This is a genomic window from Mesorhizobium sp. CO1-1-8, assembly GCF_020164875.1.
Lineage (GTDB): Bacteria > Pseudomonadota > Alphaproteobacteria > Rhizobiales > Rhizobiaceae > Mesorhizobium.
In genome coordinates, this window is the sequence record NZ_JAIUGZ010000008.1 from 247,975 (window position 1) to 273,905 (window position 25,931).

26 protein-coding genes and 1 tRNA gene are annotated in these 25,931 nt (G+C 64.3%); 17 read left to right on the plus strand and 10 right to left on the minus strand.

The genetic code is table 11. The features are described 5' to 3' along the window. Positions 1 to 16: 16 nt before the first annotated feature. The gene (locus LB558_RS18330) at positions 17 to 535 is read right to left on the minus strand and encodes a disulfide bond formation protein B (RefSeq protein WP_224698845.1); all 519 of its coding nucleotides are present in this window, start codon (positions 533 to 535) and stop codon (positions 17 to 19) included. Positions 536 to 569: 34 nt separating this feature from the next. Then, positions 570 to 1,157, minus strand: a complete 588-nt coding sequence (locus LB558_RS18335) for a YqaA family protein (RefSeq protein WP_224698846.1) — start codon at positions 1,155 to 1,157, stop codon at positions 570 to 572. A gap of 277 nt (positions 1,158 to 1,434) precedes the next feature. Here LB558_RS18335 and LB558_RS18340 point away from each other — a divergent pair. Beyond that, positions 1,435 to 1,519: transfer RNA gene (locus tag LB558_RS18340), tRNA-Leu, on the plus strand. Positions 1,520 to 1,559: 40 nt separating this feature from the next. Here LB558_RS18340 and LB558_RS18345 read toward each other — a convergent pair. Both LB558_RS18345 and LB558_RS18350 read right to left on the minus strand, forming a co-directional pair. Next, positions 1,560 to 2,840, minus strand: coding sequence for a GNAT family N-acetyltransferase (locus tag LB558_RS18345; RefSeq protein WP_224698847.1), 1,281 nt, complete (start codon positions 2,838 to 2,840; stop codon positions 1,560 to 1,562). Further along, on the minus strand, positions 2,840 to 4,240 hold the full coding sequence (locus LB558_RS18350) for a lipopolysaccharide biosynthesis protein (RefSeq protein ID WP_224698848.1): 1,401 nt from the start codon (positions 4,238 to 4,240) through the stop codon (positions 2,840 to 2,842). Before LB558_RS18350 ends, LB558_RS18345 begins: the two co-directional genes overlap by 1 nt. Positions 4,241 to 4,383: 143 nt before the next feature. Between LB558_RS18350 and LB558_RS18355 the strand changes: the two genes are divergently transcribed. Continuing rightward, positions 4,384 to 4,572 carry a hypothetical protein gene (locus LB558_RS18355; RefSeq protein ID WP_224698849.1) on the plus strand — a complete coding sequence of 63 codons (189 nt, stop codon included), beginning with the start codon at positions 4,384 to 4,386 and terminating at the stop codon, positions 4,570 to 4,572. Between the two features lie 131 nt (positions 4,573 to 4,703). Here the strand turns inward: LB558_RS18355 and secA are convergent, their stop codons facing one another. Continuing rightward, positions 4,704 to 7,436, minus strand: coding sequence for a preprotein translocase subunit SecA (gene secA, locus LB558_RS18360; protein WP_224698850.1), 2,733 nt, complete (start codon positions 7,434 to 7,436; stop codon positions 4,704 to 4,706). A 246-nt stretch (positions 7,437 to 7,682) separates the two neighbouring features. Between secA and LB558_RS18365 the strand changes: the two genes are divergently transcribed. After that, complete coding sequence (locus LB558_RS18365) at positions 7,683 to 8,600, plus strand: peptidylprolyl isomerase (RefSeq protein WP_224698851.1); 918 nt, start codon at positions 7,683 to 7,685, stop codon at positions 8,598 to 8,600. Between the two features lie 67 nt (positions 8,601 to 8,667). Here LB558_RS18365 and LB558_RS18370 read toward each other — a convergent pair whose 3' ends face one another. Next, the gene (locus LB558_RS18370) at positions 8,668 to 9,267 is read right to left on the minus strand and encodes a TetR/AcrR family transcriptional regulator (RefSeq protein WP_224698852.1); all 600 of its coding nucleotides are present in this window, start codon (positions 9,265 to 9,267) and stop codon (positions 8,668 to 8,670) included. Between the two features lie 569 nt (positions 9,268 to 9,836). Between LB558_RS18370 and argJ the strand changes: the two genes are divergently transcribed. From argJ to LB558_RS18395, 5 genes are all read left to right on the plus strand, one after another. Beyond that, positions 9,837 to 11,078, plus strand: coding sequence for a bifunctional glutamate N-acetyltransferase/amino-acid acetyltransferase ArgJ (gene argJ, locus LB558_RS18375; protein ID WP_224698853.1), 1,242 nt, complete (start codon positions 9,837 to 9,839; stop codon positions 11,076 to 11,078). Between the two features lie 29 nt (positions 11,079 to 11,107). Further along, a complete protein-coding gene (locus tag LB558_RS18380; RefSeq protein ID WP_224698886.1) occupies positions 11,108 to 11,860 on the plus strand; it encodes a GNAT family N-acetyltransferase in 753 nt (250 codons plus the stop codon). Further along, positions 11,853 to 12,275, plus strand: coding sequence for a (deoxy)nucleoside triphosphate pyrophosphohydrolase (locus LB558_RS18385; RefSeq protein WP_224698854.1), 423 nt, complete (start codon positions 11,853 to 11,855; stop codon positions 12,273 to 12,275). The genes LB558_RS18380 and LB558_RS18385 overlap by 8 nt, the downstream gene beginning before the upstream one ends. Positions 12,276 to 12,403: 128 nt before the next feature. After that, entirely contained in the window at positions 12,404 to 12,718 is a 315-nt protein-coding gene (locus LB558_RS18390; protein WP_013529445.1) for a hypothetical protein, read from the plus strand. Between the two features lie 109 nt (positions 12,719 to 12,827). Beyond that, on the plus strand, positions 12,828 to 13,013 hold the full coding sequence (locus LB558_RS18395) for a Flp family type IVb pilin (RefSeq protein WP_224698855.1): 186 nt from the start codon (positions 12,828 to 12,830) through the stop codon (positions 13,011 to 13,013). Positions 13,014 to 13,042: 29 nt separating this feature from the next. On the opposite strand, the gene LB558_RS18400 is transcribed toward LB558_RS18395, so the two are convergent. Next, positions 13,043 to 13,918, minus strand: a complete 876-nt coding sequence (locus LB558_RS18400) for a methyltransferase domain-containing protein (protein WP_224698856.1) — start codon at positions 13,916 to 13,918, stop codon at positions 13,043 to 13,045. A 65-nt stretch (positions 13,919 to 13,983) separates the two neighbouring features. Here LB558_RS18400 and LB558_RS18405 point away from each other — a divergent pair, with 65 nt between their 5' ends. The 4 genes from LB558_RS18405 to LB558_RS18420 are packed head-to-tail and all read left to right on the plus strand — an operon-like array spanning position 13,984 to position 16,380. Further along, a complete protein-coding gene (locus LB558_RS18405; RefSeq protein ID WP_224698857.1) occupies positions 13,984 to 14,784 on the plus strand; it encodes a ComF family protein in 801 nt (266 codons plus the stop codon). A 27-nt stretch (positions 14,785 to 14,811) separates the two neighbouring features. Continuing rightward, the gene (gene grxC / locus LB558_RS18410) at positions 14,812 to 15,081 is read left to right on the plus strand and encodes a glutaredoxin 3 (RefSeq protein ID WP_224698858.1); all 270 of its coding nucleotides are present in this window, start codon (positions 14,812 to 14,814) and stop codon (positions 15,079 to 15,081) included. Positions 15,082 to 15,091: 10 nt separating this feature from the next. Next, entirely contained in the window at positions 15,092 to 15,958 is an 867-nt protein-coding gene (locus tag LB558_RS18415) for a carbon-nitrogen hydrolase family protein (RefSeq protein WP_224698859.1), read from the plus strand. Next, complete coding sequence (locus LB558_RS18420) at positions 15,955 to 16,380, plus strand: DUF1178 family protein (RefSeq protein ID WP_027038171.1); 426 nt, start codon at positions 15,955 to 15,957, stop codon at positions 16,378 to 16,380. The genes LB558_RS18415 and LB558_RS18420 overlap by 4 nt, the downstream gene beginning before the upstream one ends. 74 nt (positions 16,381 to 16,454) lie before the next feature. Here LB558_RS18420 and LB558_RS18425 read toward each other — a convergent pair whose 3' ends face one another. Then, on the minus strand, positions 16,455 to 16,940 hold the full coding sequence (locus LB558_RS18425) for a MarR family transcriptional regulator (protein WP_318011651.1): 486 nt from the start codon (positions 16,938 to 16,940) through the stop codon (positions 16,455 to 16,457). A 97-nt stretch (positions 16,941 to 17,037) separates the two neighbouring features. On the opposite strand from LB558_RS18425, the gene LB558_RS18430 reads away from it, so the two are divergent. Both LB558_RS18430 and LB558_RS18435 read left to right on the plus strand, forming a co-directional pair. After that, positions 17,038 to 17,928, plus strand: a complete 891-nt coding sequence (locus tag LB558_RS18430; RefSeq protein ID WP_224698861.1) for a DMT family transporter — start codon at positions 17,038 to 17,040, stop codon at positions 17,926 to 17,928. Positions 17,929 to 18,071: 143 nt separating this feature from the next. Continuing rightward, the gene (locus LB558_RS18435; RefSeq protein WP_224698862.1) at positions 18,072 to 18,590 is read left to right on the plus strand and encodes a flavin reductase family protein; all 519 of its coding nucleotides are present in this window, start codon (positions 18,072 to 18,074) and stop codon (positions 18,588 to 18,590) included. A gap of 2 nt (positions 18,591 to 18,592) precedes the next feature. On the opposite strand, the gene ubiG is transcribed toward LB558_RS18435, so the two are convergent. Further along, entirely contained in the window at positions 18,593 to 19,342 is a 750-nt protein-coding gene (gene ubiG, locus LB558_RS18440) for a bifunctional 2-polyprenyl-6-hydroxyphenol methylase/3-demethylubiquinol 3-O-methyltransferase UbiG (protein WP_224698863.1), read from the minus strand. A gap of 281 nt (positions 19,343 to 19,623) precedes the next feature. Here ubiG and LB558_RS18445 point away from each other — a divergent pair, with 281 nt between their 5' ends. Next, on the plus strand, positions 19,624 to 20,193 hold the full coding sequence (locus LB558_RS18445) for a putative glycolipid-binding domain-containing protein (RefSeq protein ID WP_224698864.1): 570 nt from the start codon (positions 19,624 to 19,626) through the stop codon (positions 20,191 to 20,193). A gap of 11 nt (positions 20,194 to 20,204) precedes the next feature. Here LB558_RS18445 and LB558_RS18450 read toward each other — a convergent pair whose 3' ends face one another. Beyond that, positions 20,205 to 22,061, minus strand: coding sequence for a CHASE3 domain-containing protein (locus LB558_RS18450; RefSeq protein WP_224698865.1), 1,857 nt, complete (start codon positions 22,059 to 22,061; stop codon positions 20,205 to 20,207). Between the two features lie 258 nt (positions 22,062 to 22,319). On the opposite strand from LB558_RS18450, the gene LB558_RS18455 reads away from it, so the two are divergent. After that, positions 22,320 to 23,573, plus strand: coding sequence for an aspartate kinase (locus tag LB558_RS18455; protein WP_224698866.1), 1,254 nt, complete (start codon positions 22,320 to 22,322; stop codon positions 23,571 to 23,573). 83 nt (positions 23,574 to 23,656) lie between these two features. Beyond that, the gene (gene ptsP, locus LB558_RS18460; protein ID WP_224698867.1) at positions 23,657 to 25,927 is read left to right on the plus strand and encodes a phosphoenolpyruvate--protein phosphotransferase; all 2,271 of its coding nucleotides are present in this window, start codon (positions 23,657 to 23,659) and stop codon (positions 25,925 to 25,927) included. Positions 25,928 to 25,931: the final 4 nt, after the last annotated feature.

The following is a 25,931-nucleotide window of genomic DNA, read 5'->3' on the forward strand; positions in this document are numbered from 1 at the left end:
GTCGGCGCTATCGCGCTCAATCGCGCGTGAAAGCACCGCGGAAGGCGACGGCGGCGAGGATCAGGCTGGCGATGGCGTTCCAGCCGGCCAGCGACAGGCCGAGGATGCGCAAAGCTGCCTTGTCGCAGGATGGCGGCACGAATTTGTCGAGCGCGTCGAGCACGCCCTTGCCGCCTGTGTCGACCGGCCCGGCGCCCGCCGTGCAATCGGTCGGGCCGGCCCACCACTGCCATTCGACGCCGGAGTGGTAGACGCCGAGATAGAGGCCGTAGAGCATCAGGATACCGCCGACGGCCAGCAGGCCGCGCGTCAGCCAGCTGGGTGCGTGCAGCATCGACGCAATCACCGCCAGCACCATCAGCGGCACGCCAATGTAGTAGGGCGTGCGCTGTTCGAGACAGAGGTGGCAAGGGATATAGCCGCCGAGATACTGGAAGCCGAGCGCCGAGCCAACGGTGGCGGCCATGGCGACGGCGAGGAACAAGGCGGTTAGCGTGCGCTGGCGTCCGGTCTCGGCATTCATGGTCGCTGTCATCTCAATCGGTCCGTCCGGCTCGCAATGGTTCTGTTCACAACGCGTATTTGACCAGGATATAGAGCAAAATCAGGGCAACCGCGCCGGCGCCGGCGATGAGGCCGAGGCGCTTTTCGATGAATTCGCGGATCGGTTCGCCGTAACGGCGCAGCAGCCATGCCAGCAGCAGGAAGCGGCCGCCGCGGGCCACGATCGCCAGCACGATGAACAGCAGCAAATTGACGCCGATGACGCCGGAAAGGATCGTCACCACCTTGATCGGCGGCAGATGGGCAGCGCCCGACGTGATCAGCATCAGGACGATGAAGCCGACGCCTGCCCCTGCGCGCAGAGCTTCGAACTCGTCATACTTGCCGTAGAATTCGAGGATCGGCCTCGCCACCGCGTCATACGCGTAGTGGCCGATGAACCAGCCGGCGATGCCGCCCAGCACCGAGGCGACGGTGGCGATCAGCGCATAGCGGTAGGCGCGCTCCGGCCGCGACAGCGCCATCGGCAAATAGAGCACGTCGGCCGGCACCAGGAACACCGAGCTTTCAACGAAGGCGATGAAGGCCAGCCACCATTCGGCGGATTTGCGGGCCGCCAGCGACAAGGTCCAGTCGTAAAGTCCGCGAAGCATCGGCACTCCTAATGCGTGTCGTTCAATTGCGAAGGGCAGGTTGGGGTGTAACGGCATGCACCGAACAAAGACCCAGAGCACGCCATCCGTCCCCGCAGACGTGCCGCGCTTTGATGCGCCGCCTGTCTAGAAAGATTTTCCGCGCTGCACAATGGCAGCCCCGTCACGAAATCGAAAGGCGCAGTTTGGTCGCATCTTGAGGGCGCCGGAGAATTGGCCAGTTGACGAACAGCCCTCCAACCGTATAGTCCCGCGCCATCCAGGCCGCCCGGCCTGAGCCCCTATGGCGGAATTGGTAGACGCGCTCGACTCAAAATCGAGTTCCGCAAGGAGTGCTGGTTCGATTCCGGCTAGGGGCACCACCACCTTTCCTGCAGCCAATCCGTGCTTTCGGACTGGCGCTTACCGCCGTCCCAGCAAGCTCTTCATGCGGTTGCGCAGCAGGCGGGCCATGTTGCGGGTTTCGCGGTAGAGGTGCAGTTGCGAGGCGGCCTGGCGGGTGAGGCGGTCGGCGTCCGGCGTCAGGCCGATCACCAGCGTGCCCATCAGCTTGCGCTCGGCCCATAGCCGGCTCATCACCGGATGGTCGGGCACCGCGCAGGAATCGGTCATCATGATGTTGGGATCGTCGAGATGCTGCCTGGTCACCTCGATCATCAGCAGCGTGCCCGGCGAATAGCTGGCCAGCGTCTCGTCATAGGCGGTCTTCCAGGTGTAGGCGATGCCGGCTTCGACGAAGACGATCAGGCAGGCGATGGTGCGGCCGTCGAGCGTCAGCGAATGGATGCGGCACATGTCCTGCTCGGCCAGCCGGTGCACGGCTTCGCGGGCGAAGGCGGCGCGGAAACGGTCGATCGCCATGGCGGTGCGTTCGCGGCCCTTCCAGCCGGCCGCTTCCAGCGTCAGGAAGCCTTCGATGGCGTGGCGGATGTCCTCGGGGCCGCGCGCCACGACATGCTCCAGCCTGCCGAGGTCGCGGAGGCGGCGCTTCAGCCGGCGGAACTCGCGATAATGGTGCGCGCGCAGCGAGGCCTTCAGATAGTCATCGCCATCGAACTCGCTCTCGAGCGCCGGGCGCTGGCTCTGGCCGGTGGTGACCAGCGTCAGGCCGCGCGCCTCGGCCACGGTGGCAAGCAGGCTCGTCACCGGGCCATCGAGCCGGATGTCGGGCAGGACGAACACTTTCGGCAGCTTGAGATGCGGGCGCGACAGCATCGCGAAGAAGTCCTCGACGACGCCGACCGGGTCGTCGCGGTCGACCAGCGGCGTGCCGAGCGGACCGAACGGGCTCGACCATGTGCGCATGACCGGAACGCCGAGCGGCACCACCGGCCGTTCCACCGAGAACGGCACCAGAAGGCGCAGCCGGTTGCGGTATTCGTCGCCGTCGCGGATGACCGCCAGCCGCACCTCGCGATCCTCCAGCCGCGGCATGGCCGGGGCCAGGAAGCGCGGATTGAAGAACACGTTGGGCTCCACCGTGCGGGCGCAGAGATAGTCCAGTTCCTCGACCAGGTCGAAGCCGGCCGATGCCGGGTAGATGGCGAGCTTGCGCTCGGGCCGGTTGTTGGCGAGGATCTCGACATGGGCGGGGTCCGCGTCGCGGGTCAGCCCGGCAAGGCCGGACACCATGGCGCCGGCGGTGCCGCCGCTGGTTTCCTCAAGCAACGGGATGGCAGCCATCACGCGGCTCCTTTCGCAGGCACGAAGATAAGCATGACGATGCCGAGCTTGCGCCACACCGTGAAGGACAGCGCGCCGGCTTCGAAGATCATAGCAAAGGCGGTGGCCATTGCCGCGCCCCACAGGCCGAACATCGGGATCAGCACCACGTTGAGGGCGATGTTGAAGGCCAGCGTCATGGCATAGACGGCGGCGCAGATGTTCTGGTTGCCGCTCATCGTCAGCAGGCTTTCGCAAGGGCCGACGGCGGCGCGCGCCACCACGCCGAAGACGAGCAGGAACAGCAAGGGATAGCCTGATGTGAATTCCGGGCCGAACAGCACCAGCATCGGCTCGCCGAGAGCCAGCACCAGGAGCGCCATCAAAAGCGAAGGCCAGAACGTCCACGACACCGTCTCGCGGGCGAAGGCGGCGAGCCTTTTCGGGTCGCCATGGGTGAACTGCGCATAGCGCTGGGCCACGCCGGCCTTGACGGCGAAGTAGACGAAATGGACCAGCGCCAGCGTCTTCACCGTGGCGAAATAGACGGCGACGTCGTTGGGGTCCATATAGGCGCCGACCATCAGCACGTCGGCATTGGTCAGCAGGAAGAAGAAGCTCTCGACCAGGAAGATCGGCAGCGAGACGATGAACCATTGCGCGAAATGCACCTTCATCGGCCCGGCCGGAATCTGCCGTTCCATGCGCTGGGTGATACCGACGAGTTGTCCCAGCGTGGTGACGTAAGTGGCGGCGATCGAGGCGAAGATGGCGGTCCTGGCATCGGGTGCGTAGCCCGCCAACAGCATCAGCGCCATGAACAGCAGGATCAGCACCGGCCGCACCAGATAGGTCGGCGACAGGGCGAACAGCGCCCAGCTGTTGGCGCGTGCCAGGCCCGATAAAAGGTCGGACATGGCAATCATCGGCAGGCAGATGACGCCGAGAATGAACGGTATCACATAGTAGCTTTCGATCCATGGTGCCGCTAGCCAGACGCCGAGCGCGCCGAGCCCGGCGATCAGCGTGGAGGCGATCAGCACGAACAGGCGGCTGGCCAGCACGATGCCGCGCAACTCATCCATCAAGCCGCGCTCGCGGTATTCGGGAATGTAGCGGATGACGGAGGTGTGGAAGCCGAGGCAGGCGAGGTTGCCGACGATGACCATCGTCACCCAGACGAGGACGAAGATGCCGTACTCGAACGAGCCCATCCAGCGTGCCATCAGCACCTGGCTGACGAAGGCAATGACGGCGCTGACGATGCGGACCGAGAAGGCGATGACCGACATGCGGCTCGCCTCGCCGCGCTCGTCGGCGGTGAACAGCACGGCATCGATGCGGCCAAGCAACGGCTCCATGCGCAGCGCCCAACGCTGCGGCAAGAACCGCCCGGCAGTCGTGGCCGCGGAAAAGCGCACCCCGATTTCTCTCCGTTTTCCGCTTCTTTTTCGGGGTTCTGTGTAGCGGAGACACATTAAGAAAACGTGGGCGGGGTGCTTACTTCGCCCCGTCCCCATACGGGGAGAAGGTGCCGGCAGGCGGATGAGGGGCGGCGCAGGCGGTGGGAGATTTGCGCCGCTGTTTCATCGTCGCCGAGGCGCGCGGGGCGGAAACGCTGCCTTGGGATCAGGACAGCACCCGGCTCTACCGCAAGATCGTGCCGCAGATGGTGCTTTGGCTGCCCGAGGAAGAAGCCGCGCAGTTGAAGTTCGAGTTCGAGGCCGAAATGGTGCGGCTGAAGGCGGCTTAGTCGGCGGGACAGCGCCCCCCTCTGGCCTGCCGGCCATCTCCCCCTCAGGTGGGGAGATTGGCTAATTGCAAACGTGGGAGCTGCCCCTCATCCACCCTTCGGGCACCTTCTCCGAAAAAAAAGCGCGGGTCTTACGCGAACGCGCCATGGCAGTGCTTGTATTTCTTGCCGGAGCCGCAGGGGCAGGCTTCGTTGCGGCCGACCTTGCCCCAGGTGGCCTCGTTGTTGGGGTCGCGGTCCTCGGGGGCGACGACGGCGGTGACCTCCGGGCGGACCAGGAGGGCGGTCTCGCCGCCTTCGAAATCGTTCTCGCCGGTGGTGCCGTCGATATGGGTGCCGAACATGTCGGGGGCTTCCGGAGGCGGCGCTTCGGCGGCCTGGCGGACCAGTTCGACACGCATCAGCTGCGCGGTGACGGCCTGGCGCAGATTGCCCAGCATGGCCTGGAACAGCTCGAAAGCTTCGCCCTTGTACTCCTGCAGCGGATCGCGCTGGGCGTAGCCGCGGAAGCCGACGACCGAACGCAGATGGTCGAGATTGACGATGTGCTCGCGCCACAGATGGTCGAGCGTCTGCAGCACAACCGAGCGTTCGACGTAATTCATCACCTCAGGGCCAAAACGCTCGGCGCGCTCTTGTGCCGCGGCTTCGGCGGCCTGCGCGATGCGCTCGCGGATGTCGTCCTCGGCGATGCCCTCTTCCTTGGCCCAGTCCTCGACCGGCAGGTCGAGGTTCAGGAACTCGGCGATCTCGGCCTTCAGCCCGGCAACGTTCCACTGCTCGGCATAGGCGTTTTCGGGAATGGCCTTGGCGACGATCTCGTCGATGACGCCTTCGCGCATCTCGGCGATCGTTTCGGAGAGGCCTTCGCCGTCCATCAGTTCGATGCGCTGCTCGAACACCACCTTGCGCTGGTCGTTGGAGACGTCGTCATATTTCAAAAGGTTCTTGCGGATGTCGAAGTTACGTGCCTCGACCTTCTTCTGCGCCTTTTCCAGCGCCTTGTTGATCCACGGATGGATGATCGCCTCGTCTTCCTTGAGGCCGAGCTTCTGCAGCATGCCGTCCATGCGCTCGGAGCCGAAGATGCGCATCAGATCGTCCTGCAGCGACAGGAAGAACTTCGAGCGGCCTGGGTCGCCCTGACGGCCGGAGCGGCCGCGCAGCTGATTATCGATGCGGCGCGATTCGTGGCGCTCGGTGGCCAGCACGTAGAGGCCGCCGGCGGCCAGCGCCTTTTCCTTCAGCCGCTCGATGTCGGCAATAATTTCCTTTTCCCGCGCCTCGCGCTCGGGTCCGGCCGGCATGTCGCCCAACTCATCTTCGATACGCATCTCGGCATTGCCGCCGAGCTTGATGTCGGTGCCGCGGCCGGCCATGTTGGTGGCGATGGTGATGGCGCCTGGCTTGCCGGCCTGGGCGACGATCGCCGCCTCGCGCTCGTGATGGCGGGCGTTCAGCACTTCGAAATCGGTGAAGCCTTCCTTGCGCAGGCGCTCGGCCAGCTGCTCGGACTTTTCGATGGAAGTGGTGCCGACCAGCGTCGGCTGGCCCTTGGCGCTGGCTTCGCGGATCTCCCTTACGATCGCCTTGTATTTCTCCTCGACCGTCCGATAGACCTCGTCGTCCTCGTCGATGCGCACGACCGGCAGATTGGTCGGGATCTCGGTGACTTCGAGGCCGTAGATGTTGCCGAATTCCTCGGCCTCGGTCAGCGCCGTGCCGGTCATGCCGGAGAGCTTCTTGTAGAGGCGGAAATAGTTCTGGAAGGTGACGGAGGCCAGCGTCTGGTTCTCCGGCTGGATTGCCACATGCTCCTTGGCTTCGAGCGCCTGGTGCAGGCCTTCCGAATAGCGGCGGCCCGGCATCATGCGGCCGGTGAACTCGTCGATGATGACGATCTCGCCGTTGCGCACGATATAGTCCTTGTCCTTCTGGAACAGCCGGTGCGCCTTCAGCGCGTTGTTGACGTGGTGGACGATGGCGACGTTCTCGACGTCGTAGAGCGACTCGCCCTTGAGCAGGCCGGCGTCGCGCAGAAGGTTCTCGAGCTTCTCGGTGCCTTCCTCGGTGAAGATCGAGGTCTTCTGCTTCTCGTCGATCTCATAATCCTGCGGCTGCAGCTGGATGATGAAGGTGTCGATGGTGTTGTACATTTCCGAACGGTCCTCGAGCGGACCGGAAATGATCAGCGGCGTGCGCGCCTCGTCGACCAGGATGGAATCGACTTCGTCGACGATCGCGTAATTGTGACCGCGCTGCACCATCTGGGCGCGCTCGTATTTCATGTTGTCTCTGAGATAGTCGAAGCCGAGCTCGTTGTTGGTGGCGTAGGTGACATCGGCGGCGTAGGCGGCGCTGCGCTCCTCGTCGGACAGGCCGTGGACGATGACGCCGACCGAGAGGCCGAGGAATTTGTAGACGCGGCCCATCCATTCGGAGTCGCGGGTGGCCAGGTAGTCGTTGACGGTGACGACGTGGACGCCCTTGCCGGCGAGGGCGTTGAGGTAGACCGGCAGCGTCGCGACCAGGGTCTTGCCTTCGCCGGTGCGCATCTCGGCAATGCCGCCATTGTGCAGCACCATGCCGCCGATCAGCTGGACATCGAAGGGGCGCATGCCGAGCACGCGGCGCGCCGCCTCGCGGGCGGTGGCGAAGGCCGGCACCAGCAGGTCGTCGAGCGTGGCGCCGTTGGCGATGTCCTGGCGGAATTTCGCGGTGCGGCCGACCAACTCCTCGTCGGAAAGCGCCCGCATCTCGTTTTCCATGGCGTTGATCGCCTCGACACGAGGCCGGGTCGATTTGACCCGACGGTCGTTGGAGGAACCGAAAACCTTACGGGCGAGACCGCCGAGACTGACCATCCAATGGTCCTTTCGATAGAATTCTCAATCTTGAGATGAGCGCCGGCCGGCCCCATCAATTCCACGTGAACGTGGACAAACACAAAAAGCGTCCGGAAAACGGTTCTGGACGCAAAGACGTTGGACAGATAAGAGGGGGCTCAACTGATGTCAACGCCGCGCCGGCCCTGCTGGCTGCGCCAAATTCCGCCACAATCTGGCCGATCTGGAAGCACCCCTCTTAACAATCCCCACCGGAGTCACCCTATGTCCCTGTTGTTCCGCCGTGCGTCGCTCGCCAGCCTTGGCCTGGCCGTCGGCCTGTCGGCCCTTTCGCTCTCGCCGCTGATGGCGCAGCAAACCGCTCCCGCTCCGGCGGATGCAGCAGCGCCGGCCGCGGCACCGGTCGATCCGAATAAGGTTATCGCCACGGTCAACGGCCAGCCCCTGACCGAAGCAGATCTGGTGCTTGCCGAAGGGGAATTGTCGCAGCAGTTCGCGCAATTGCCGCCCGAGCAGCGCCGTGCCGCAGCCCTTTCGGCTGCCATCGAGATCCGCGTCATGGCCGCCCAGGCGGTCACCACCGGGCTCGACAAGGATCCCGACTTCCAGCGCCGCATGGCTTTTCTGCAGCAGCGCGCGCTGCATGGCGAGATGGTCGAGAAGGGTGTCGTCGACAAGGTCACCGACGCCGAGGTCCGCGCCCGCTACGACCAGGAAATCGCCAACACGCCGCCCACCAACGAGCTGCATGCCCGTCACATCCTCGTGAAGACCAAGGAAGAGGCCGAGGCCATCATCAAGCAGCTCGACGGCGGCGCCGACTTCCAGAAGCTCGCCAACGAGCACACCAGCGATCCGTCAGGCAAGACCAGCGGCGGCGATCTCGGCTGGTTCGGACCTGGCCAGATGGTGCCGGAGTTCGACAAGGCGGCCTCCGCGCTCGAGGTCGGCAAATACACCGAGCAGCCGGTGCAAACGCAGTTCGGCTGGCATGTCATCAAGCTCGAGGACAAGCGCACCAAGCAGCCGCCAGCCTTCGACGACGTCAAGGACCAGGCCAAGCAGGCGGTCATCCGCGACAAATATTTCGCGCTGGTCAAGTCGCTGCGCGCCGGCGCCAAGATCGAGATCCCCGACGCGAACCTGAAGAAGACGGTCGATACGCTGGAAAGCGCCAAGTAAGACTGATAACTTTTTGAAAAGGGCGCGGCAGCCAGGGGTTGCCGCGCCCTTTTTCATTGCCGTATTTTTAGGGGGCGGGCGCCGCTATGCCTCGCATCACGTAGTTGACCGCCTTGCCGATGGTCACCTCGTCCTCGTCGAGGCGGTTGGTCAACAGATATCTCCAGGCGAAGGAGGCGATCAGGTCGGCGACAACAGCTGAATCGACGCCGGCCGGGATTTCGCCCCTTGCCTTGGCGCGTTCGATGATCTGGCCGGTATGGGATCGTCGGCCCAGTGAGTAGTCGGCAAGGGCCGCGGCAGCGGCCTCGTCCGACTGCGCCTCGGCGATCAGCGACCGGAACACGCTTCCCGACGATGTCTCGCGCCAGTGGGTGAACAGGTTCTTCAGGAAACCGACGAGATCCTCCTCCAGCCGCCCGGTATCGGGAACATCGACGCGCTTCTGGCGCTGATAGACCTCAAGCAGCAACGCCGCCTTGCTCGGCCACCAGCGATAGATGGTGGGTTTGCCGGCGCGGGCCCGCCGGGCCACCGCCTCGATCGAGAAACCGGCATAACCGGCCTCGACCAGCACGGCCTCGGCGGCTTGGAGAATGGCATCGGCGCTGTCGGGGTTGCGCCGCGCACCGATCGATCTGCGCGCCGGATCGGCGTCCTCGGCCATTTCTGTCGTCCTCGCCCACACTATCGCCGGCAATATAGGTGACCCGACGCTCAAACGAAACGGCGCGTTTTCAAGCTGCTGGAGGCTGGCATGGTCGGGGCAGGGTCAAGTTGTTTTTCTGGAACCTTACCGGCGTGTTGGTGGCGAAGGCCCCAATGCAAAAATCCGCCGGGGCGGCGGCTCACTGGCGCAAATCAGCACCATGGACGAAAAGGTAGCATAGCTGCCCTCACGTATCAAGAATAAATTCCTATCGATAGAAGCGCGGCCGGCACGAACTGGCTGACACCGCCGGACCGGCGGTCGGGCGATGTCTACTGCATGGCTTGCGATGTCTCGGATTCGATACGCCAGCCGCCGTCGGCCTTGATCAGCCCAAGCGTGACGCGCGCCTTGCCGGTCAGGCGTGCCGCCGACTTGTCCTTCGGCACACGCCAACGGATTTGAGATGCAGGCCTAGCCCCGGGCGAGTTCGAACTCCCGGACAAGAGCGACGAAAACGCCCTTGCGCCCGCGCGGTCTATCGGGCAAACCGGCCTTCCCTTGCGATTTTCCCGCCCGAGGCCTCCATGTCCACGACGATTTCGCCGCTTGCGCCGAAGAAATACCCGAGAATGCCAGAAATCGAGGGGGTGCGCATCGCCACCGCCGAAGCCGGGATAAAGTACAAGAACCGCACCGATCTTTTGACCATGATCTTCGATGAAGGCACCGCGGTCGCCGGCGTGTTCACGAAATCAAAATGCCCCTCGGCGCCGGTCGATTTCTGCCGGCAGAATCTCGGCGCGGGCAAGGCGCGGGTGCTGGTCGTCAATTCCGGCAACGCCAATGCCTTCACCGGCAAGAAAGGCCGCGAGTCGACCGCGCTGACCGGCGAGGCGGCGGCGAAGGCGGCCGGCTGCACGGCAGCGGAGGTTTTCCTGGCCTCGACCGGCGTCATCGGCGAGCCGCTCGACACCAGCAAATTCAGCCATCTGCTCGCGGGGCTGGTCAGCAACGGCAAGCCTGAGCTGTGGACCGAAGCGGCAAAGGCGATCATGACCACGGATACCTATCCGAAAGTGGCGACCGCTACCGTCAAGCTCGGCGACACCGATGTCACCATCAACGGCATTTCCAAGGGCGCCGGCATGATCGCGCCCGACATGGCGACGATGCTCTCCTTCATCGCCACCGACGCGCCGATCGCCGCCCCTGTCCTGCAGGATCTGTTGTCGCGCGGCACGGCCAGGACTTTCAACGCGGTCACCGTCGACAGCGACACCTCGACCAGCGACACGCTGCTGATCTTCGCCACCGGCAAGGCCGCCAGGCGCGGCGCGCCTGAGATAACCGACGCCAAGGATGCGCGTCTCGGCGCGTTCCGCAGGGGGCTCGGCAAGGTGCTGAAATCGCTGGCGCTGCAGGTGGTGCGCGACGGCGAAGGCGCTCGCAAGCAGGTCGAAGTCACCGTCACCGGCGCCAAATCGGCGCGCTCGGCCAAGCGCATCGCGCTGTCGATCGCCAATTCGCCGCTGGTCAAGACGGCGGTCGCCGGCGAGGACGCCAATTGGGGCCGCGTCGTCATGGCCGTCGGCAAGGCCGGCGAACCCGCCGATCGCGACCGGCTGTCGATCTGGTTCGGCGACAACAGGCTGGCGCACGAAGGCGAGCGCGACCCCGGCTATTCCGAGGCCGCGACGTCGGCCTACATGAAGCGCGACGACATCCGCATCCGCGCCGATATCGGCATCGGCCGCGGCAAGGCGACGGTGTGGACCTGCGATCTCACCAAGGACTATGTCGCCATCAATGGCGATTATCGGAGCTGATGGTTTTGAGTTCCAGGCATCCGGCAAGCATGCTGGCGATCGTACGCCGCTACGAGGCGGCCGGCTTTCGCGCCTGGCCGGCGGCCGCCGTCCACTATGACGGCACCTGGGTGGTGCGGCTGACCGCCGGCCATCCGGCCAAGCGGCTGAACTCGGTCAATCCGCTCGATCCCGGCGACACCCAGCACATTGCCGACCGTATCGGCCGGGCCAGCCGCCGTTTCGATGCCTATGGCAGGCCGCTGACGTTCCGCATGTCGCCGCTGTCGGGTCCCGATCTCGCCGGCCATCTCGACCGCGAGGGCTGGAGCCGGTTCGACGAATCGCTGGTCATGCGGCTGCCGCTGGCCGACGCGCAACTCGACGGTGCCATGGATCAGATTCCGCTCAAGGACATCAGCCGCTTCATCGGCGCGTCGCTCAAGGTCAGCGGTTCGGATGTTTCGCTGCGGCCCGGCCTGTCGGAAATCATCGGCGCCATCCAGCCCGAAGCCGGGCTGTTCGCGCTCGAAGATGGAGCCGAAGCGCTGGCGACGCTGATCTGCGTGCATGACGGCGATCTCGCCGGCCTGTTCGAGGTCGCCACCGACAAGTCGGCACGCAACAAGGGTCACGGCCGCAACCTGATCCTGTCTGCACTGAAATGGGCACGGCTGCGGGGTGCGCGGGAGGCCTGGCTGCAGGTCGAGGCCAACAATGTGCCGGCGCTGGCGCTCTACCATTCGCTCGGCTTCGAGGAAGTCTATCGCTACCACTACCGCCGGCCGCCGGGTCATGAATGACGTCGTGACCGCCGGCAAGCGACTGCTGCTGGTCGCCGCCTGCGCGCTGGTCGATGCCGACGGCCGGGTGCTTTTGGCGCAGCGGCCCCAGGGCAAGCAACTTGCCGGGCTGTGGGAATTTCCCGGCGGCAAGGTCGAGCCGGGCGAGACTCCCGAACAATGCATCATTCGCGAACTGCATGAGGAAATCGGCCTCGAAACCGACATCCCGTGCCTGGCGCCGCTCACTTTCGCCAGTCATTCCTACGACGATTTCCACCTGCTGATGCCGCTGTTCATCTGCCGCCGCTTTCGCGGTATCGCGCAGCCCAGGGAAGGGCAGACACTGAAATGGGTGCGGCCGAAGCAGATGCGCGACTATCCGATGCCGCCGGCCGATGCGCCGCTGATCCCGTTCCTCATCGATCTTCTCTGAGGCTCCCGTCCGGCCGGTTCCTGGCCGAGGCGTTGTAGCAGCCAGCGTTAATGGAAGATTTATCTCGTCGTGAAAAATTGAAGCATGGCCGTTCGCGGCCGAGCCGTCGATTTGCCGGGAGCGATAGCATGAGCCTAGACAGGGATTGGGACTCGATCCGGCCCGAGCGCGGCTTTCGCGCCGCCGATGCGGGCATGGGCATATTGCGCATCACGCTTCTGTTCGGTTCGGCCGCGGTGGCGCTTGCGCTGATCGCAACCCCTTTCCTCGACAGCCAGACACGCTCGCTGTCGGCCCGTGATGGTTTCGGCGGGCTCGACATGGCGGCGACAGGCTCGATCGGCCATCGCGAAACCTACACGCTGCGCCGCAGCGTGCTGCAGCCGCAACCGAGCTCGGTCTGCATCATCAGGTCCAATGGCAGGAGCAGCGGCGACTGCTGACATGGTTAAGAGATTTCGGAAAGGCGGCGGTTTCACCGCCTGTTAAGCCTTTGCCGTTAACCTTTCTTAACAGGTCGGCTGTAAGGTCCCGGACAGAGGGGTTGAGGCCATGAAAGCAGTGCTGCAGGGTTTTCTGAACGACGAGACCGGCGCCACGGCCGTCGAATATGGCGTGATCATCGCCGTGCTGTCGCTGGCCATCGTCGGCGGCATCGGTGAGGTCCGCGACGGGATCATCTGGCTGTTCAGCGACAACAACAGCAGGCTTGCGAACGCTTTCGCACCCACTCCCTGATCCACACTTTTCCGCGCTTGCGGGCAGGGTCATTGCCCGTCGGGCGCCTCCAGGATTGCCTTCAGCGAAACCTTGGCAGACCCCGGCTTCAGCGGCTTTTGCTGCGAAGCGTCGGGCGCCCAGCCGGACATCCAGACAATCGAGAAACTTGCCCTCACGCGCCCGTCGGGATCGGAAAACCGCTCGGCGTAGATTTCCGCCGCACGGGCAAACAGCTTGCGCGAGCCCGGCCGCCGGCTGCGATCGGTGAGCGCATTGGTTTCGCCCATGGCCCGCAAATCCGCCATCAGGTTAAACAGGCTGGCATAGCGCACCGTCACCGTTTCGACGTCGGCGACCGGCAGAGCGAGACCGGCGCGCTGCAGCAGCGCACCGGCATCGCGCACGTCGGTGAACGGGGCGACACGCGGGCTGGCGCCGCCGTAAAGCTCGGTCTCGGCCGCAAGCAGGCTTTCGCGCAACTCGAACAGCGTACCGGCGCCGGCAAAGGCGCCGAGGAAAAGCCCATCCGGCCGCAACGCGCGGCGGATCTGGATCAGCATGCCTGGGATGTCGTTCATGGCCTGCAGCGACAAGAGCGACACCGCCAGATCGAGGCTTTCCGCTTCGAACGGGACGGTTTCCAGTGGCGCGATCAGGCCGGTGCCGCCACCGCTCAGGAAAGCCGTATCCGGCTCGACGCGGACAATGTCGGCGACCTTGCCGCTTTCGGCGAGCGTTTCGGCTGCAGCCGGCGTCTGGCAAAACAGCGCGGCCGCCTTGACGAACCTGCGCTCGACGGCGCCGAGCCGGTCGGCAAGGTCCTCGGCCGTGCGGCGCATGAGGAAGTCCGCGCCGTCAATCGGATGGGCAAGCGCGCGCCGCTTGTGCGCCAGCCACAGAGAGGTATCCATTATCGGCTGCAACGGGCAGATCCTTGTTTGTCCACGCCCTGATATAGTTGGTATACCTGGCACGGAGAACCAAGCACGTGGCCGATCCGATGCCCAAGATCAAGCCCAGCGAGATCAAGCGTTTCGCCCGGTCAGCCCTCGGCTGGCCGGCGCGTATGCTGTTCCCGCCGGTGTGCGCCGGTTGCCGCCGGCACGTCTCGCAGCCGGGCGTGCTGTGCGGCACCTGCTGGCCGAAGCTCAGGCTGCTGGAGCGGCCATGGTGCCCTGTCATGGGTACGCCGTTCACCCACCATATGGGCGAAGGCTTTCTGTCGGCCGAGGCGATTGCCGATCCGCCGCCTTTCGAGCGGGCGCGGGCGGCGGTCGCCTATACCGGCGTCGCCCGCCAGATGGTGCAAGGGCTGAAATACCAGGATCGCACGGATCTGGCACCTTGGATGGCGCGCTGGATGGTGCGTGCGGGTGCCGATCTCATCGCCGAGGCGGATGTGGTGGTGCCGGTGCCGCTGCACTGGCGGCGCTTTTTCAGGCGGCGGTTCAACCAGTCGGCGGAACTGGCAAGGGCGGTCTCGGCGCTCAGTCAATTGCCCTTCGCCCCCTCGGCGGTGCAGCGCGTGAAACTCACCCGCCAGCAGGTCGGGCTGGAGCGCAGCGAGCGCGAGGAAAATGTGCGGGCCGCCTTCCGGGTACCCGCCGAGGCGGAAATCGAGATCGCCGGCCGCAGGGTGCTTTTGATCGACGATGTCTACACGACCGGCGCCACGGTGCGTTCCGCCACCAAGGCGCTGAAAAGGGGAGGTGCGGGCGCCGTCGACGTGCTGACCTTTGCCCGCGTGTTGCCGGGGGACTTCCGGGCGGACGAGTCCGCGACTATATAAGTCGGCAACGAACAGCGGAAATTCGTCATGGCCGATGTCACCATCTACACCCGCATGATGTGCGGCTATTGCACGGCAGCCAAGCGGCTGCTCGAGCGCAAGGGCGTCACCTTTACCGAGCACGATGCCTCCTTCTCGCCGGAACTGCGCCAGGAGATGATTTCCCGCGCCCACGGTCGCTCGACCTTTCCGCAGATTTTCATCGGCGATACGCATGTCGGCGGCTGTGACGACCTCCACGAGCTGGAGGCCGACGGCCGGCTGGACAAACTGCTCGCCAACGGCGCGACGAACTGAGGGAATGACGATGGGTGATTTCAAAGCCGCTGCGATCCAGATGCGTTCAGGCGAGAGCCCCGAGCGCAACGCGGTCGATCTCGAACGGCTGGTGCGCGAAGCCGCAAGCCAGGGCGCGACGTATATCCAGACGCCGGAAATGACCGGCGCGCTGATTCGCGACAAGGAAGCGCGTGCCGCCTCCTTCACCTCCGAGGACAAGGACATCATCGTCTCGACCGCGCGCAAGCTGGCGAGCGAACTCGGCGTCTTCCTGCATATCGGCTCGACCGCCATCCTGCGCGCCGACGGCAAGCTCGCCAACCGGGCGCTGCTGTTCGGGCCGGACGGTGCCACGCTCGCCACCTACGACAAGATCCACATGTTCGACGTCGATCTCGACAATGGCGAGAGCTGGCGCGAATCCGCGGCTTACGAACCGGGCACGGAGGCCGTCGTCACCGAGATCGGGCGTGCAAAGCTCGGCTTCGCCGTTTGCTACGATCTGCGCTTTCCGCAACTCTTCCGCGCCGAGGCACTGGCCGGCGCCGACCTGCTTTCCGTACCTGCTGCCTTCACCCGCCAGACGGGTGAGGCGCACTGGCATGTGCTGCTCAGGGCCCGCGCCATCGAGAACGGGGCCTATGTCGTCGCCGCTGCGCAGGGCGGCTTGCATGAAGATGGCCGCGAGACCTACGGTCATTCGCTGATCGTCGATCCGTGGGGCCGTATCATCGCGGAAGCCGCGCATGACGAGCCGGCGGTGATCGTCGCCGAGATCGACCCGGCGCAGTCGCTTGCCGCGCGCAAAAAGATCCCCAATCTCAGAAATGCGCGGGATTTCGCCGTCAATGCCGGCTTGGGCGTAGCGCCGCGGCTCAGGGGTGCGGCCTCTTGATCCGTTTTGCCCTGATCTGCGAGCACGAGCACGAATTCGAAGGCTGGTTCCGCAGCAACGACGATTTCGACACCCAGAAGAAGCGCGGCTTTGTCGATTGCCCGAGCTGTGGTTCGCACAAGGTGCAGAAAGCGCTGATGGCGCCGGCCGTCTCCACGGCGCGCAAGCAGGAAACCATAGCGCTCGCCATGGGCGAGGCGCAGAAGCAGGCTCTGGCGCAGTTGAAGGCGATGGCCGAGAAGGTGCGCGAGAATGCCGACTATGTCGGCGACAAGTTCGCCGAGGAAGCGCGAAAAATCCATTTCGGCGAGAGCGACCCGCGCGGCATCTATGGCGAGGCGACGCTGGACGAGGCCAAGAGCCTAGCCGAAGATGGCGTCGAATTCATGCCGATCCCGGTGTTCCCGGACGATCGCAACTGAGTCTTTCGACGCCAGCGGGACAGCGCCCCCTCTGTCCGGAAGGACAGAGGGGGCGCAAAAGATCGCAACAGAAATTAGCTCACGCTCTCTATCAGCTTTTCCAGCAGCCGCGCGAGCGTCTCCTGTTCCGCCGGCGTCAGGCCCGCGAGAATCTCGTGCTCGTTGGCAACGTGGGCGCCAACAGCCTCGTCGATCAAAGCCAGCCCCTTTTCAGTCAGCCGCACCACAATGCCGCGCCGATCGTTGGGGTGCGGCCCGCGCAAGATCAGCCCGGACGTTTCTAGTCGGTCGAGCCGGTTGGTCATGGCGCCCGACGTCACCATCGTCGCTTCGTAGAGAGCGGTTGGCGTCAGCGCGTAAGGTGATCCCGAGCGGCGCAGCGTCGCAAGCACATCGAACTCTCCCGGCTGCAATCCATAGCGGGCGAACAACGGCGCGAGCCGCTCGCGGGCGATCAGCGAGGAGGCTTCGTTCAGCCGCCCGAGCACGCCCATCGGCGAGACATCCAGATCGGGCCGCTCCCGCTTCCATTGTTCGATCGCTCTTGCTGCCCTATCCAACTGTCTCACCATCATATATCTTGACGTTAAGAATCTTTCCATTATCTTACCGCAACATGCAATGCTGGCCAAGGGCCGCTCGCGACGGGATTCGATCATGAAATTTCTCTGGGATTCGGCGCTCGGCCTGCTGGTCGTCACCGGCGGTCTGCTCGGCCTGACGCTGCCGTTCGGCAAGCTCGCCACGGCTGCCGGCGTGCCGGCCATGGTCTGGGCCTTCGTCATCTCGCTCGGCGCCGGCGGGGTCTTGCTGTGCGTGCTTTTGGCTCGCGGCAAGCGGGTCCGGCTTACCGCGCACAAATTGCGCTATTTCTTCGTCACCGCTGCGGTTTCCTACGCCGTGCCGAATCTCCTGATGTTCTCGGCCATCCCGCATCTGGGCGCCGGCTACACCGGCATTATGTTCACGCTGTCGCCGGTCATCACTTTGGTGTTCTCGATCCTGCTGCGCGTCCGGCGCCCCAACATGCTGGGCATTGTCGGCATCGCCGTCGGCTTCGTCGGCGCCGTCATGGTCGCGGTGACGCGCGGCGAGGCCGGCCAGCCGGCCGATTTGTTCTGGGTGGCGATGGGGTTGCTCATCCCGGTCAGCCTTGCCGCCGGCAACATCTATCGCACGGTCGACTGGCCGGACGGCACCGGCCCGATCGAGCTTGCCGTCGGCAGCCATCTGGCGTCGGCGGCGATGCTGCTTGTCGGCATTCTCCTCTTGTTCGGCGGCAAGGCTTTCGTGCCGCTCGGCGTCGTGCCGCTGGTCGTCGTCGCGCAGGTCGCGTCGGCGTCGGCGATGTTTGCCTTCTTCTTCAGGCTGCAGGCGGTTGGCGGTCCGGTCTATCTCAGCCAGATCGGTTATGTGGCGGCGGCCGTCGGCCTGTTTGCCGGAACCATCTTCCTCGGCGAGCACTATCAGTTGCTGACCTGGGCAGGCGCGCTCATCATCACCGCTGGCGTGTTCATCACCACCAAGGCACAAAGCCAGAAGGCGTGAGCGGTCGCAGGGGATCGGATTACCTTCGCGCCCTGGTAACCGATCTCACCTGAATTTGTATCCAGATCTGCTTTATCTTCTTGTTTGAGCGTGATCTTTTTCAAGGACCTTTCCCTTTTTGGAATCGTGCTCTGGAGCAAGCCATGAACGAACCGAAGACATCCGAGGGGACCGCTGTCGGTGTAGCTGATTTTCGGGCCGCGATGCGGCTGATCGTGGGCAATGTCAGCGTCATCACCGCCGGCACTGGCGAGGATCGCTCCGGCCTGGTGGTCATTTCGGTCGTCTCGCTGTCGGCCGAACCGCCCAAGGTGATCGCCTGTGTCAACCGGTCGTCGTCGACCTGGCCGGTGATCGAACGCTACCGGCATTTCGGCGTCAACTCGCTTGGCCCCCAGCATCAGCGCGTGGCCGAGCGGTTCTCCGGTTTCGGCGGCATCAAGGGCAAGGACCGCTATGAGGGCGCCGAATGGATGACGCTCAAGACCGGAGCTTCATTGCTTTCGGACGCGGTGGCCGCCTTCGACTGCAGCCTCGACGAGATGATCGATCGCGGCACGCATTCCATCGTCATCGGTTCGGTCGAGGCCGTGCGCACGTCCGATGCCGGCCAGGCGCTGATCTACTGGCGCGGCGGCTACAGGCCGTTGAATTCTGAATAAGATCAGACCGAGCCTTTTTCCGCCAGGACCATGTAGTTGACGTCCATGTCCTTCGAGCGCGCCCAGCGGTCGGCAAGCGGATTGTAGGTGACGCCGGTGCGGTCGATGATGGTCAGGCCGGCACCGCCAAGCGCCTTTTCGAGTTCTTCCGGGCGCACCAGCTTGCCGAACTGGTGGGTGCCGCGCGGTAGCCAGCGCAGCACATATTCGGCGCCGATGATGGCTAAGCCCAGCGCCTTCAGCGTGCGGTTGATGGTGGCGACGAACATGATGCCGCCAGGCCGGACCATCTCACCGCATTTGGCGACGAACAGGTCGATGTCGGCGACATGCTCGACCACTTCCATGTTGAGGATGACGTCGAATTTTTCGCCGGCGTCGGCAAGATCCTCGGCCGTCGTGGCGCGATAGTCGACGCTGACATTGCCCTCGGAAGCGTGCAGCTTGGCCACTTCGATGTTGGTTTCGGAGGCGTCCGCGCCCACAACCTCGGCGCCAAGCCGCGCCATCGGCTCGCACAGAAGTCCGCCGCCGCAGCCGATGTCGAGGATGCGCAGGCCTTCGAAAGGCCTTGCAGCGCGCGGGTCACGGCCGAAGCGCGTGGCTATCTGGTCGCGGATATAGGCCAGCCGGACCGGATTGAATTTGTGCAGGGGGCGGAACTTGCCATTCGGGTTCCACCATTCGGCGGCAAGGGCGGAAAAGCGTTCCACTTCTCCGGCATCGATCGTCGATCGTCGGGGCTCTGGCATGGGTTGGTCTCCTCGACACTACAGCGCCGCGCGTCCTCCTGGAGGCACAAAGGACGCTGTAGCACTTTAGATTCTGCGCATGATCTTTCCGAAATCGACTTCGATTTCGGGGTCATGCGCTAGGAAGTCGGGCGTGAGGCCGCGAATGTCAAGGCAGCATTTTCCTCTGCCTGCCAGGCACCAGGCTCTGTCAGGACATGTCACCTGTCACGCACCTGCATCGAAACACAATTGGTCCGCCGGGCGAAAAGGAGACAGGATTTGAATTGGGGGAAACCATGATGAAACAGGAGACGGCTTCGATCCTTTGGCATCGCCTCGACGTGGAGGGTCACGACGCCTGTCTGTTGTCACAGACCAATGTCGGGCACAGTCTCGAGGGACAGGCCATCTTCATCCAGGACGGCAAGCCGTGCTGCCTTGGCTACGAGGTGATTTGCGATGTCGGCTGGCGGACGCGTTCAGCGCGGATCGACGGATTTCTCCGCACCAGCAAGCTGCATTATGCGATCGAACGCGATTCGGACGGCCAGTGGACGCTGGACGGCGAAATCCAGCAGGGCGTCGACCGCCTTGTCGATGTCGATCTTGGCTTCACACCGGCATCGAACCTGTTGGCGATCCGCCGGTATGGCCTCGGCATCGGGGAGGCGACGCCTGCCCCGGCCGCCTACCTGACTTTCCCTGAACTGGGCCTGGTTCGCCTCGATCAGACCTACCGGCGTCTCGACACGGTTCGCTACGCCTATGCCGCGCCGGTGTTCGGCTATGACGAGACCCTCAACGTCTCGCCGCACGGCTTCGTTGTCGATTATCCCGGCCTGTGGAGAAGCGCGGCTGCGTCAGACTGAAGCGATTGTGATCAATCCGCTGCGACCTGCGTCGTGCCGAGCACGTCACGCAGTTTCGCCGCCAGTTGCTCGATGGTGAAGGGCTTGGCGAGGAAATGCACGTCGTGGTCGAGCACGCCGTTGTGGACCACGGCGTTCCTGGTGAAGCCGGTGGTGAAGATCACCTTCAGTTGCGGCATGCGGGCAACGGCCTCTTCCGCCAGCTTGCGGCCGTTCATGACGGGCATGACGATGTCGGTGAACAGAAGGGCGACGTTCGGGCTCTCCGCCAGTTTCTGCAACGCTTCCTCGCCGCTCGCGGCATCAATGACGGTGTATCCGAGTTCGCGTATGGCCCCGGTGGTGGAGACCCTGACGCGGGCATCATCCTCGACGACAAGGATCGTTTCGGTGACCGGTGCGGCGGGGTTGTCGCCTCGCCCAGCGGGCACGGCCGGCTCTTCGGCGCCGAAGTACCGCGGCAAGTAGATCTTGATCGTCGTGCCTTCGCCGGGTTCGGAATAGATATTGACGTGGCCGCCCGACTGTTTGACGAAGCCGAACACCTGGCTCAATCCCAGGCCGGTGCCCTTGTTGACCGGCTTGGTGGTGAAAAAGGGTTCAAAGGCCTTGGCCAAGACATCGGGGGTCATGCCCGAACCGGTGTCGCTGACGGCGATCATCACATATTGGCCGGCCGCGACTTCGGCATGGGCGGCGGCGTAGCTCTCATCGAGATGGCTGTTGGCGGTCTCGATGGTCAGTTTGCCATCGTCGCCCATGGCGTCGCGCGCGTTGACGGCCAGGTTGAGAACGGCGTTCTCGATCTGGCTTGGGTCGGCATGGGTTTTCCACAAGCCTCCCGCCAGCACCGTTTCGATGCGGATGGTTTCGCCGAGCGCGCGCCGGATCAGGTCGGACATGCCGGTCAGCAGACGGTTGGCGTCGACGATCTGCGGCGCCAACGGCTGCTGGCGCGAGAAGGCGAGCAGCCGGGCCGTCAGATTGGCGGCACGGGTCGCGGCATCGATCGCCGCATCGATGAATTGTGCGATGTCGTGCTCGCCGCTCGCCAGCTTGCGCTGGGCGAGGTTCATGGCGCTGATGATCACCGCCAGCATGTTGTTGAAATCGTGGGCGATGCCACCTGTAAGCTGGCCGACAGCCTCCATCTTGTGCATCTGGCGAATCTGGGATTCGGCCTTTTCGCGCGTCTCGATCTCCTTGCCGAGGGCGACGTTCTTGCGCACCAACTCATCTTGGGCAAGGGCAACCTCACGGAAGCGGCGGCGCGATTCCCTGATCGCGTAACCGGCAAGCAGGAAGATCGCCAGCAGCGCCGCCAGCGAACCGATGCGTAGCCAGGTCTCGACCTCGTCGGTGTGCGCGTCGCGCGCGGCGACGGCTGCGGCGCTGATGCGTCGGACCGTATCCATGCTGGTCCGGATTTCCTCCATGACGGCCTTGCCCTGGCCGCTGCGAACCAGATCCAGCGCATTCGTCGCATTGCCCTGGTCGTACAGGGCAATCGTCTCGGCCAGTTCAGCCTGCTTTTGCGAAAGCGCGTCCTTGATATGGCTGATTTGCTGGACGAGCTGGTCGTCGGGGGCAGTCAAGCTGTCGATGCGGGCAAGTTGCCCCGGAATGGCGCCCACAGCACGCTGATAGGGATCGAGATAGGATTTCTCGCCGGTCAGCAGGTAGCCACGCTGCCCGCTCTCGGCATCTTGCGCCAGGGAAAGCAGGCCCGAAAGCAATTGCTGATATTCGATTGCCTCGCGCGCGGCGGCGCGGTTGGCCCGCTGTTCCTCGACCAGCATGGCCCGGCTGCCGACAATCAGCGCCAGCACGGCAAAGCCGGCGACAAGCGGGAGCGATTGCCATCGCATGGCACGTCGAAGACGAGCAATCATCATCTGTTATGCCGAACCAAAAGAATTCCCCGTAGGCAGCATTTCGTAGGCGGCGGCGGGGCGGAAGGCAATATGCCGGCTTCTGGAGCCGGCAATCGGCCGCCAGCCTTGCGAAACCCTCATCATTTGGCTAAGGAGGCCGCGCATTCAGCGGCCGGCGTCAGCCGGCCTTCCGCTTTTCGGGATTCCGGCTTTTGGCCGGGATTCGGCTTCAGGCAAAGGCATTTCGCTCCCATGGCGCGCATCGTGATGAAATTCGGCGGAACCTCGGTCGCCGACATCGCCCGCATCCGCAACGTGGCGCGTCACGTCAAACGCGAGGTCGACGCCGGCCATGAGGTGGCGGTGGTCGTTTCGGCGATGGCCGGCAAGACCAATGAACTGGTCGGCTGGACGCGTGAGGCCTCGCCGATGCATGACGCACGCGAATATGACGCGGTCGTCGCTTCCGGCGAGCAGGTCACGGCCGGCCTTCTGGCCATCACCTTGCAGAACATGGGCGTGCATGCCCGCTCCTGGCAGGGCTGGCAGATCCCGATCAAAACCGACAATGCGCATGGAGCGGCACGCATCCTCGAGATCGACGGCGCGTTCCTGATCAAGCGCTTCGGCGAGGGCCAGGTGGCGGTGATCGCAGGGTTCCAGGGCATCGGCCCGGACAATCGTATCGCCACGCTCGGCCGCGGCGGCTCCGACACCAGTGCTGTCGCCATCGCCGCGGCGGTCAAGGCCGATCGCTGCGACATCTACACCGACGTCGACGGGGTCTACACCACCGATCCGCGCATCGAGCCCAAGGCGCGGCGGCTGGCCAAGATCTCGTTCGAGGAAATGCTTGAGATGGCTTCGCTCGGCGCAAAGGTTCTGCAGGTGCGTTCGGTCGAGCTTGCCATGGTGCACAGGGTGCGTACCTTCGTGCGGTCGTCCTTCGACGATCCCGACGCGCCCGGAATGGGGGATTTGCTCAATCCGCCCGGAACGCTCATTTGCGACGAGGAAGAGATCGTGGAACAGCAGGTCGTCACCGGAATTGCCTACGCCAAGGATGAAGCGCAGATTTCGCTGCGCCGGGTCGGCGACCGGCCGGGCGTGGCCGCCGGCATCTTCGGGCCGCTGGCCGAGGCCAACATCAATGTCGATATGATCGTCCAGAACATTTCCGAGGACGGGAAGTTCACCGACATGACCTTCACCGTGCCGTCGGGCGATGTCGACAAGGCGCTGGCCGTGCTTGAACGCCTCAAGGCCTCGATCGGCTACGATGTCGTGCAGTCGGAAGCCGGCATGTCGAAGGTCTCGGTCATCGGCATCGGCATGAGGAGCCATGCCGGCGTCGCCGCCACTGCTTTCAAGGCGCTGGCCGACAAATCGATCAACATCCGCGCCATCACGACCTCGGAGATCAAGATTTCCATCCTGATCGACGGTCCATATACGGAACTTGCGGTTCGTACTTTGCATTCCGTCTACGGTCTGGATAAGCAGTAGCGAGAACGATTTGAGTTGTTGCGTGTGCGCCGGTCGCGGTGGAAACTGCGGCGGGCAGAATGCCCATTGGAGAACAAGCCGCGATGCGTGATCAGGCCAGTGGCCCGCGCGTTTTGCTCAAACGGCTCCGCGAGCTCATGCAGGAGCCGCTGGAGCCGCAGGAGCGGCTTGACCGGATTGTGCGCGACATCGCCTCGAACATGGTCGCGGAAGTCTGCTCGCTCTATGTGCTGCGCGCCGATTCGGTGCTCGAACTCTACGCCACCGAAGGTCTGAACCCGAACGCCGTCCACCTGGCGCAGTTGCGGCTGGGCCAAGGCCTGGTCGGCACGATCGCCGCCAGCGCGCGGCCGCTCAACCTGTCCAATGCGCAGGAACACCCTGCCTTCGCCTATCTGCCGGAGACCGGGGAAGAGATCTACAACTCGTTCCTCGGCGTGCCGGTGCTGCGGGCAGGGCGCACACTGGGCGTGCTGGTGGTGCAAAACAAGACCATGCGCCACTACCGCGACGACGAAGTCGAGGCGCTGGAAACCACGGCGATGGTGATCGCCGAGATGATCGCCACCGGCGATCTGGCGCGGCTGACCCGGCCCGGTCTCGAACTCGATCTGCGCCGTCCTGTCAGCTTCACCGGCCTGTCCTTCAATGAAGGCGTCGGGCTTGGCCATGTCGTGCTGCACGAGCCGCGCATCGTCGTCACCAATCTGTTTAACGAAGACAGCGAGGAAGAGGTCCGCCGGTTAGAGACCTCACTCAGCTCGCTCAGGCTGTCCATCGACGATATGCTGGAACGCCGCGACGTCGCCTTCGAGGGCGAGCATCGCCAGGTGCTGGAAGCCTATCGCATGTTCGCCAACGATCGCGGCTGGGTGCGACGGCTGGAAGAGGCCATCCGCAACGGCCTGACGGCCGAAGCCGCGGTGGAAAAAGTACAGAGCGACATGCGCGCCCGCATGCTGCACATGACCGATCCCTATCTGCGCGAGCGGATGAGCGATTTCGACGACCTCGCCAACCGCCTGCTGCGCCAGCTGATGGGGCGCGGGCCGGAAGATGTGGCGGCATCGCTGCCAAAGGACGCCATCATCGTCGCCCGTTCGATGGGGGCTGCCGAACTGCTCGATTATCCCCGCGACAAGATGCGTGGGCTGGTGCTCGAGGATGGCGCGGCGACCAGCCACGTCGTCATCGTCGCGCGTGCCATGGGCATCCCCGTCGCCGGCCAGATGAAGGGCGCTGTTTCCATGGCGGAAAACGGCGATGCCATCATCGTCGACGGCGAGGAGGGCGTGATCCATTTGCGGCCGCAGTCCGACCTCGAGGCCGCTTATGCCGAAAAAGTGCGGTTCAGGGCGCGCCGGCAAGAGGTCTACCGCGAGCTGCGCAAGAAGCCGTCGACGACCAGGGATGGTGTCCAGGTCGACCTGTTGATGAATGCCGGTCTTGCCGTCGACCTGCCGCAGCTTGCCGAAGCGGGCGCGGCCGGCATCGGCCTGTTCCGCACCGAATTGCAATTCATGGTCGCTTCCACCTTTCCCCGGGCGGAGGCCCAGGAAAAGCTTTATCGCGACGTGCTCGAAGCGGCGCGCGGCAAGCCGGTCACCTTCCGCACCATCGATATTGGCGGCGACAAGGTGCTGCCCTATTTCAAGGGAGCGATCCAGGAAGAGAATCCGGCGCTTGGCTGGCGGGCGATCCGCCTGACGCTGGACCGGCCAGGCTTGCTGCGCACCCAGATACGCGCTTTGCTCAAGGCCAGCGGAGGCCGCGAATTGAAGCTGATGCTGCCGATGGTGACCGAGCTTGGCGAGATCGCCCAGGCACGCGAGATCATCGACCGCGAGGTGCGGCATCTCTCGCGCTTTGCCCATCATTTGCCGACCAGCCTGAAGCTGGGGGCGATGCTTGAAGTGCCGTCGCTCCTGTTCCAACTCGATGAACTGATGAAGGCGGTCGATTTCGTCTCGGTCGGTTCGAACGATTTGTTCCAGTTCGTCATGGCCGTCGACCGCGGGAACACGCAACTGGCCAACCGCTTCGACACGCTGTCGGCGCCCTTCCTGCGGGTGCTCAAGCAGATCGCCGATGCCGGCATCCGCAACCATACGCCGGTGACGCTGTGCGGCGAACTCGCCGGCAAGCCGATTTCGGCGATGGCGCTGATCGGACTCGGCTTCCGTTCGATCTCGATGTCGCCGGCCTCGATCGGTCCGGTCAAGGCGATGCTGACGGAACTGCCGCTGGACGAGTTGGAGGCGTTCTTCGACGACAATCTGATGGCGCCGGCGCAAGGCTTGCCGATGCGGGCGCTGCTGCAGGCTTTTGCCGACGACCGTTCGATCCCGTTATAGCAGC

Bases quoted from the DNA above. Each gene is read 5' to 3' on its own strand.
- LB558_RS18330 (WP_224698845.1), bottom strand. From the start codon at position 535: ATGACAGCGACCATGAATGCCGAGACCGGACGCCAGCGCACGCTAACC.
- LB558_RS18335 (WP_224698846.1), bottom strand. From the start codon at position 1,157: ATGCTTCGCGGACTTTACGACTGGACCTTGTCGCTGGCGGCCCGCAAA.
- LB558_RS18345 (WP_224698847.1), bottom strand. From the start codon at position 2,840: ATGGCTGCCATCCCGTTGCTTGAGGAAACCAGCGGCGGCACCGCCGGC.
- secA (WP_224698850.1), bottom strand. From the start codon at position 7,436: ATGGTCAGTCTCGGCGGTCTCGCCCGTAAGGTTTTCGGTTCCTCCAAC.
- LB558_RS18365 (WP_224698851.1), top strand. From the start codon at position 7,683: ATGTCCCTGTTGTTCCGCCGTGCGTCGCTCGCCAGCCTTGGCCTGGCC.
- LB558_RS18370 (WP_224698852.1), bottom strand. From the start codon at position 9,267: ATGGCCGAGGACGCCGATCCGGCGCGCAGATCGATCGGTGCGCGGCGC.
- argJ (WP_224698853.1), top strand. From the start codon at position 9,837: ATGTCCACGACGATTTCGCCGCTTGCGCCGAAGAAATACCCGAGAATG.
- LB558_RS18380 (WP_224698886.1), top strand. From the start codon at position 11,108: ATGCTGGCGATCGTACGCCGCTACGAGGCGGCCGGCTTTCGCGCCTGG.
- LB558_RS18385 (WP_224698854.1), top strand. From the start codon at position 11,853: ATGAATGACGTCGTGACCGCCGGCAAGCGACTGCTGCTGGTCGCCGCC.
- LB558_RS18390 (WP_013529445.1), top strand. From the start codon at position 12,404: ATGAGCCTAGACAGGGATTGGGACTCGATCCGGCCCGAGCGCGGCTTT.
- LB558_RS18395 (WP_224698855.1), top strand. From the start codon at position 12,828: ATGAAAGCAGTGCTGCAGGGTTTTCTGAACGACGAGACCGGCGCCACG.
- grxC (WP_224698858.1), top strand. From the start codon at position 14,812: ATGGCCGATGTCACCATCTACACCCGCATGATGTGCGGCTATTGCACG.
- LB558_RS18415 (WP_224698859.1), top strand. From the start codon at position 15,092: ATGGGTGATTTCAAAGCCGCTGCGATCCAGATGCGTTCAGGCGAGAGC.
- LB558_RS18430 (WP_224698861.1), top strand. From the start codon at position 17,038: ATGAAATTTCTCTGGGATTCGGCGCTCGGCCTGCTGGTCGTCACCGGC.
- LB558_RS18435 (WP_224698862.1), top strand. From the start codon at position 18,072: ATGAACGAACCGAAGACATCCGAGGGGACCGCTGTCGGTGTAGCTGAT.
- ubiG (WP_224698863.1), bottom strand. From the start codon at position 19,342: ATGCCAGAGCCCCGACGATCGACGATCGATGCCGGAGAAGTGGAACGC.
- LB558_RS18445 (WP_224698864.1), top strand. From the start codon at position 19,624: ATGAAACAGGAGACGGCTTCGATCCTTTGGCATCGCCTCGACGTGGAG.
- LB558_RS18450 (WP_224698865.1), bottom strand. From the start codon at position 22,061: ATGCGATGGCAATCGCTCCCGCTTGTCGCCGGCTTTGCCGTGCTGGCG.
- LB558_RS18455 (WP_224698866.1), top strand. From the start codon at position 22,320: ATGGCGCGCATCGTGATGAAATTCGGCGGAACCTCGGTCGCCGACATC.
- ptsP (WP_224698867.1), top strand. From the start codon at position 23,657: ATGCGTGATCAGGCCAGTGGCCCGCGCGTTTTGCTCAAACGGCTCCGC.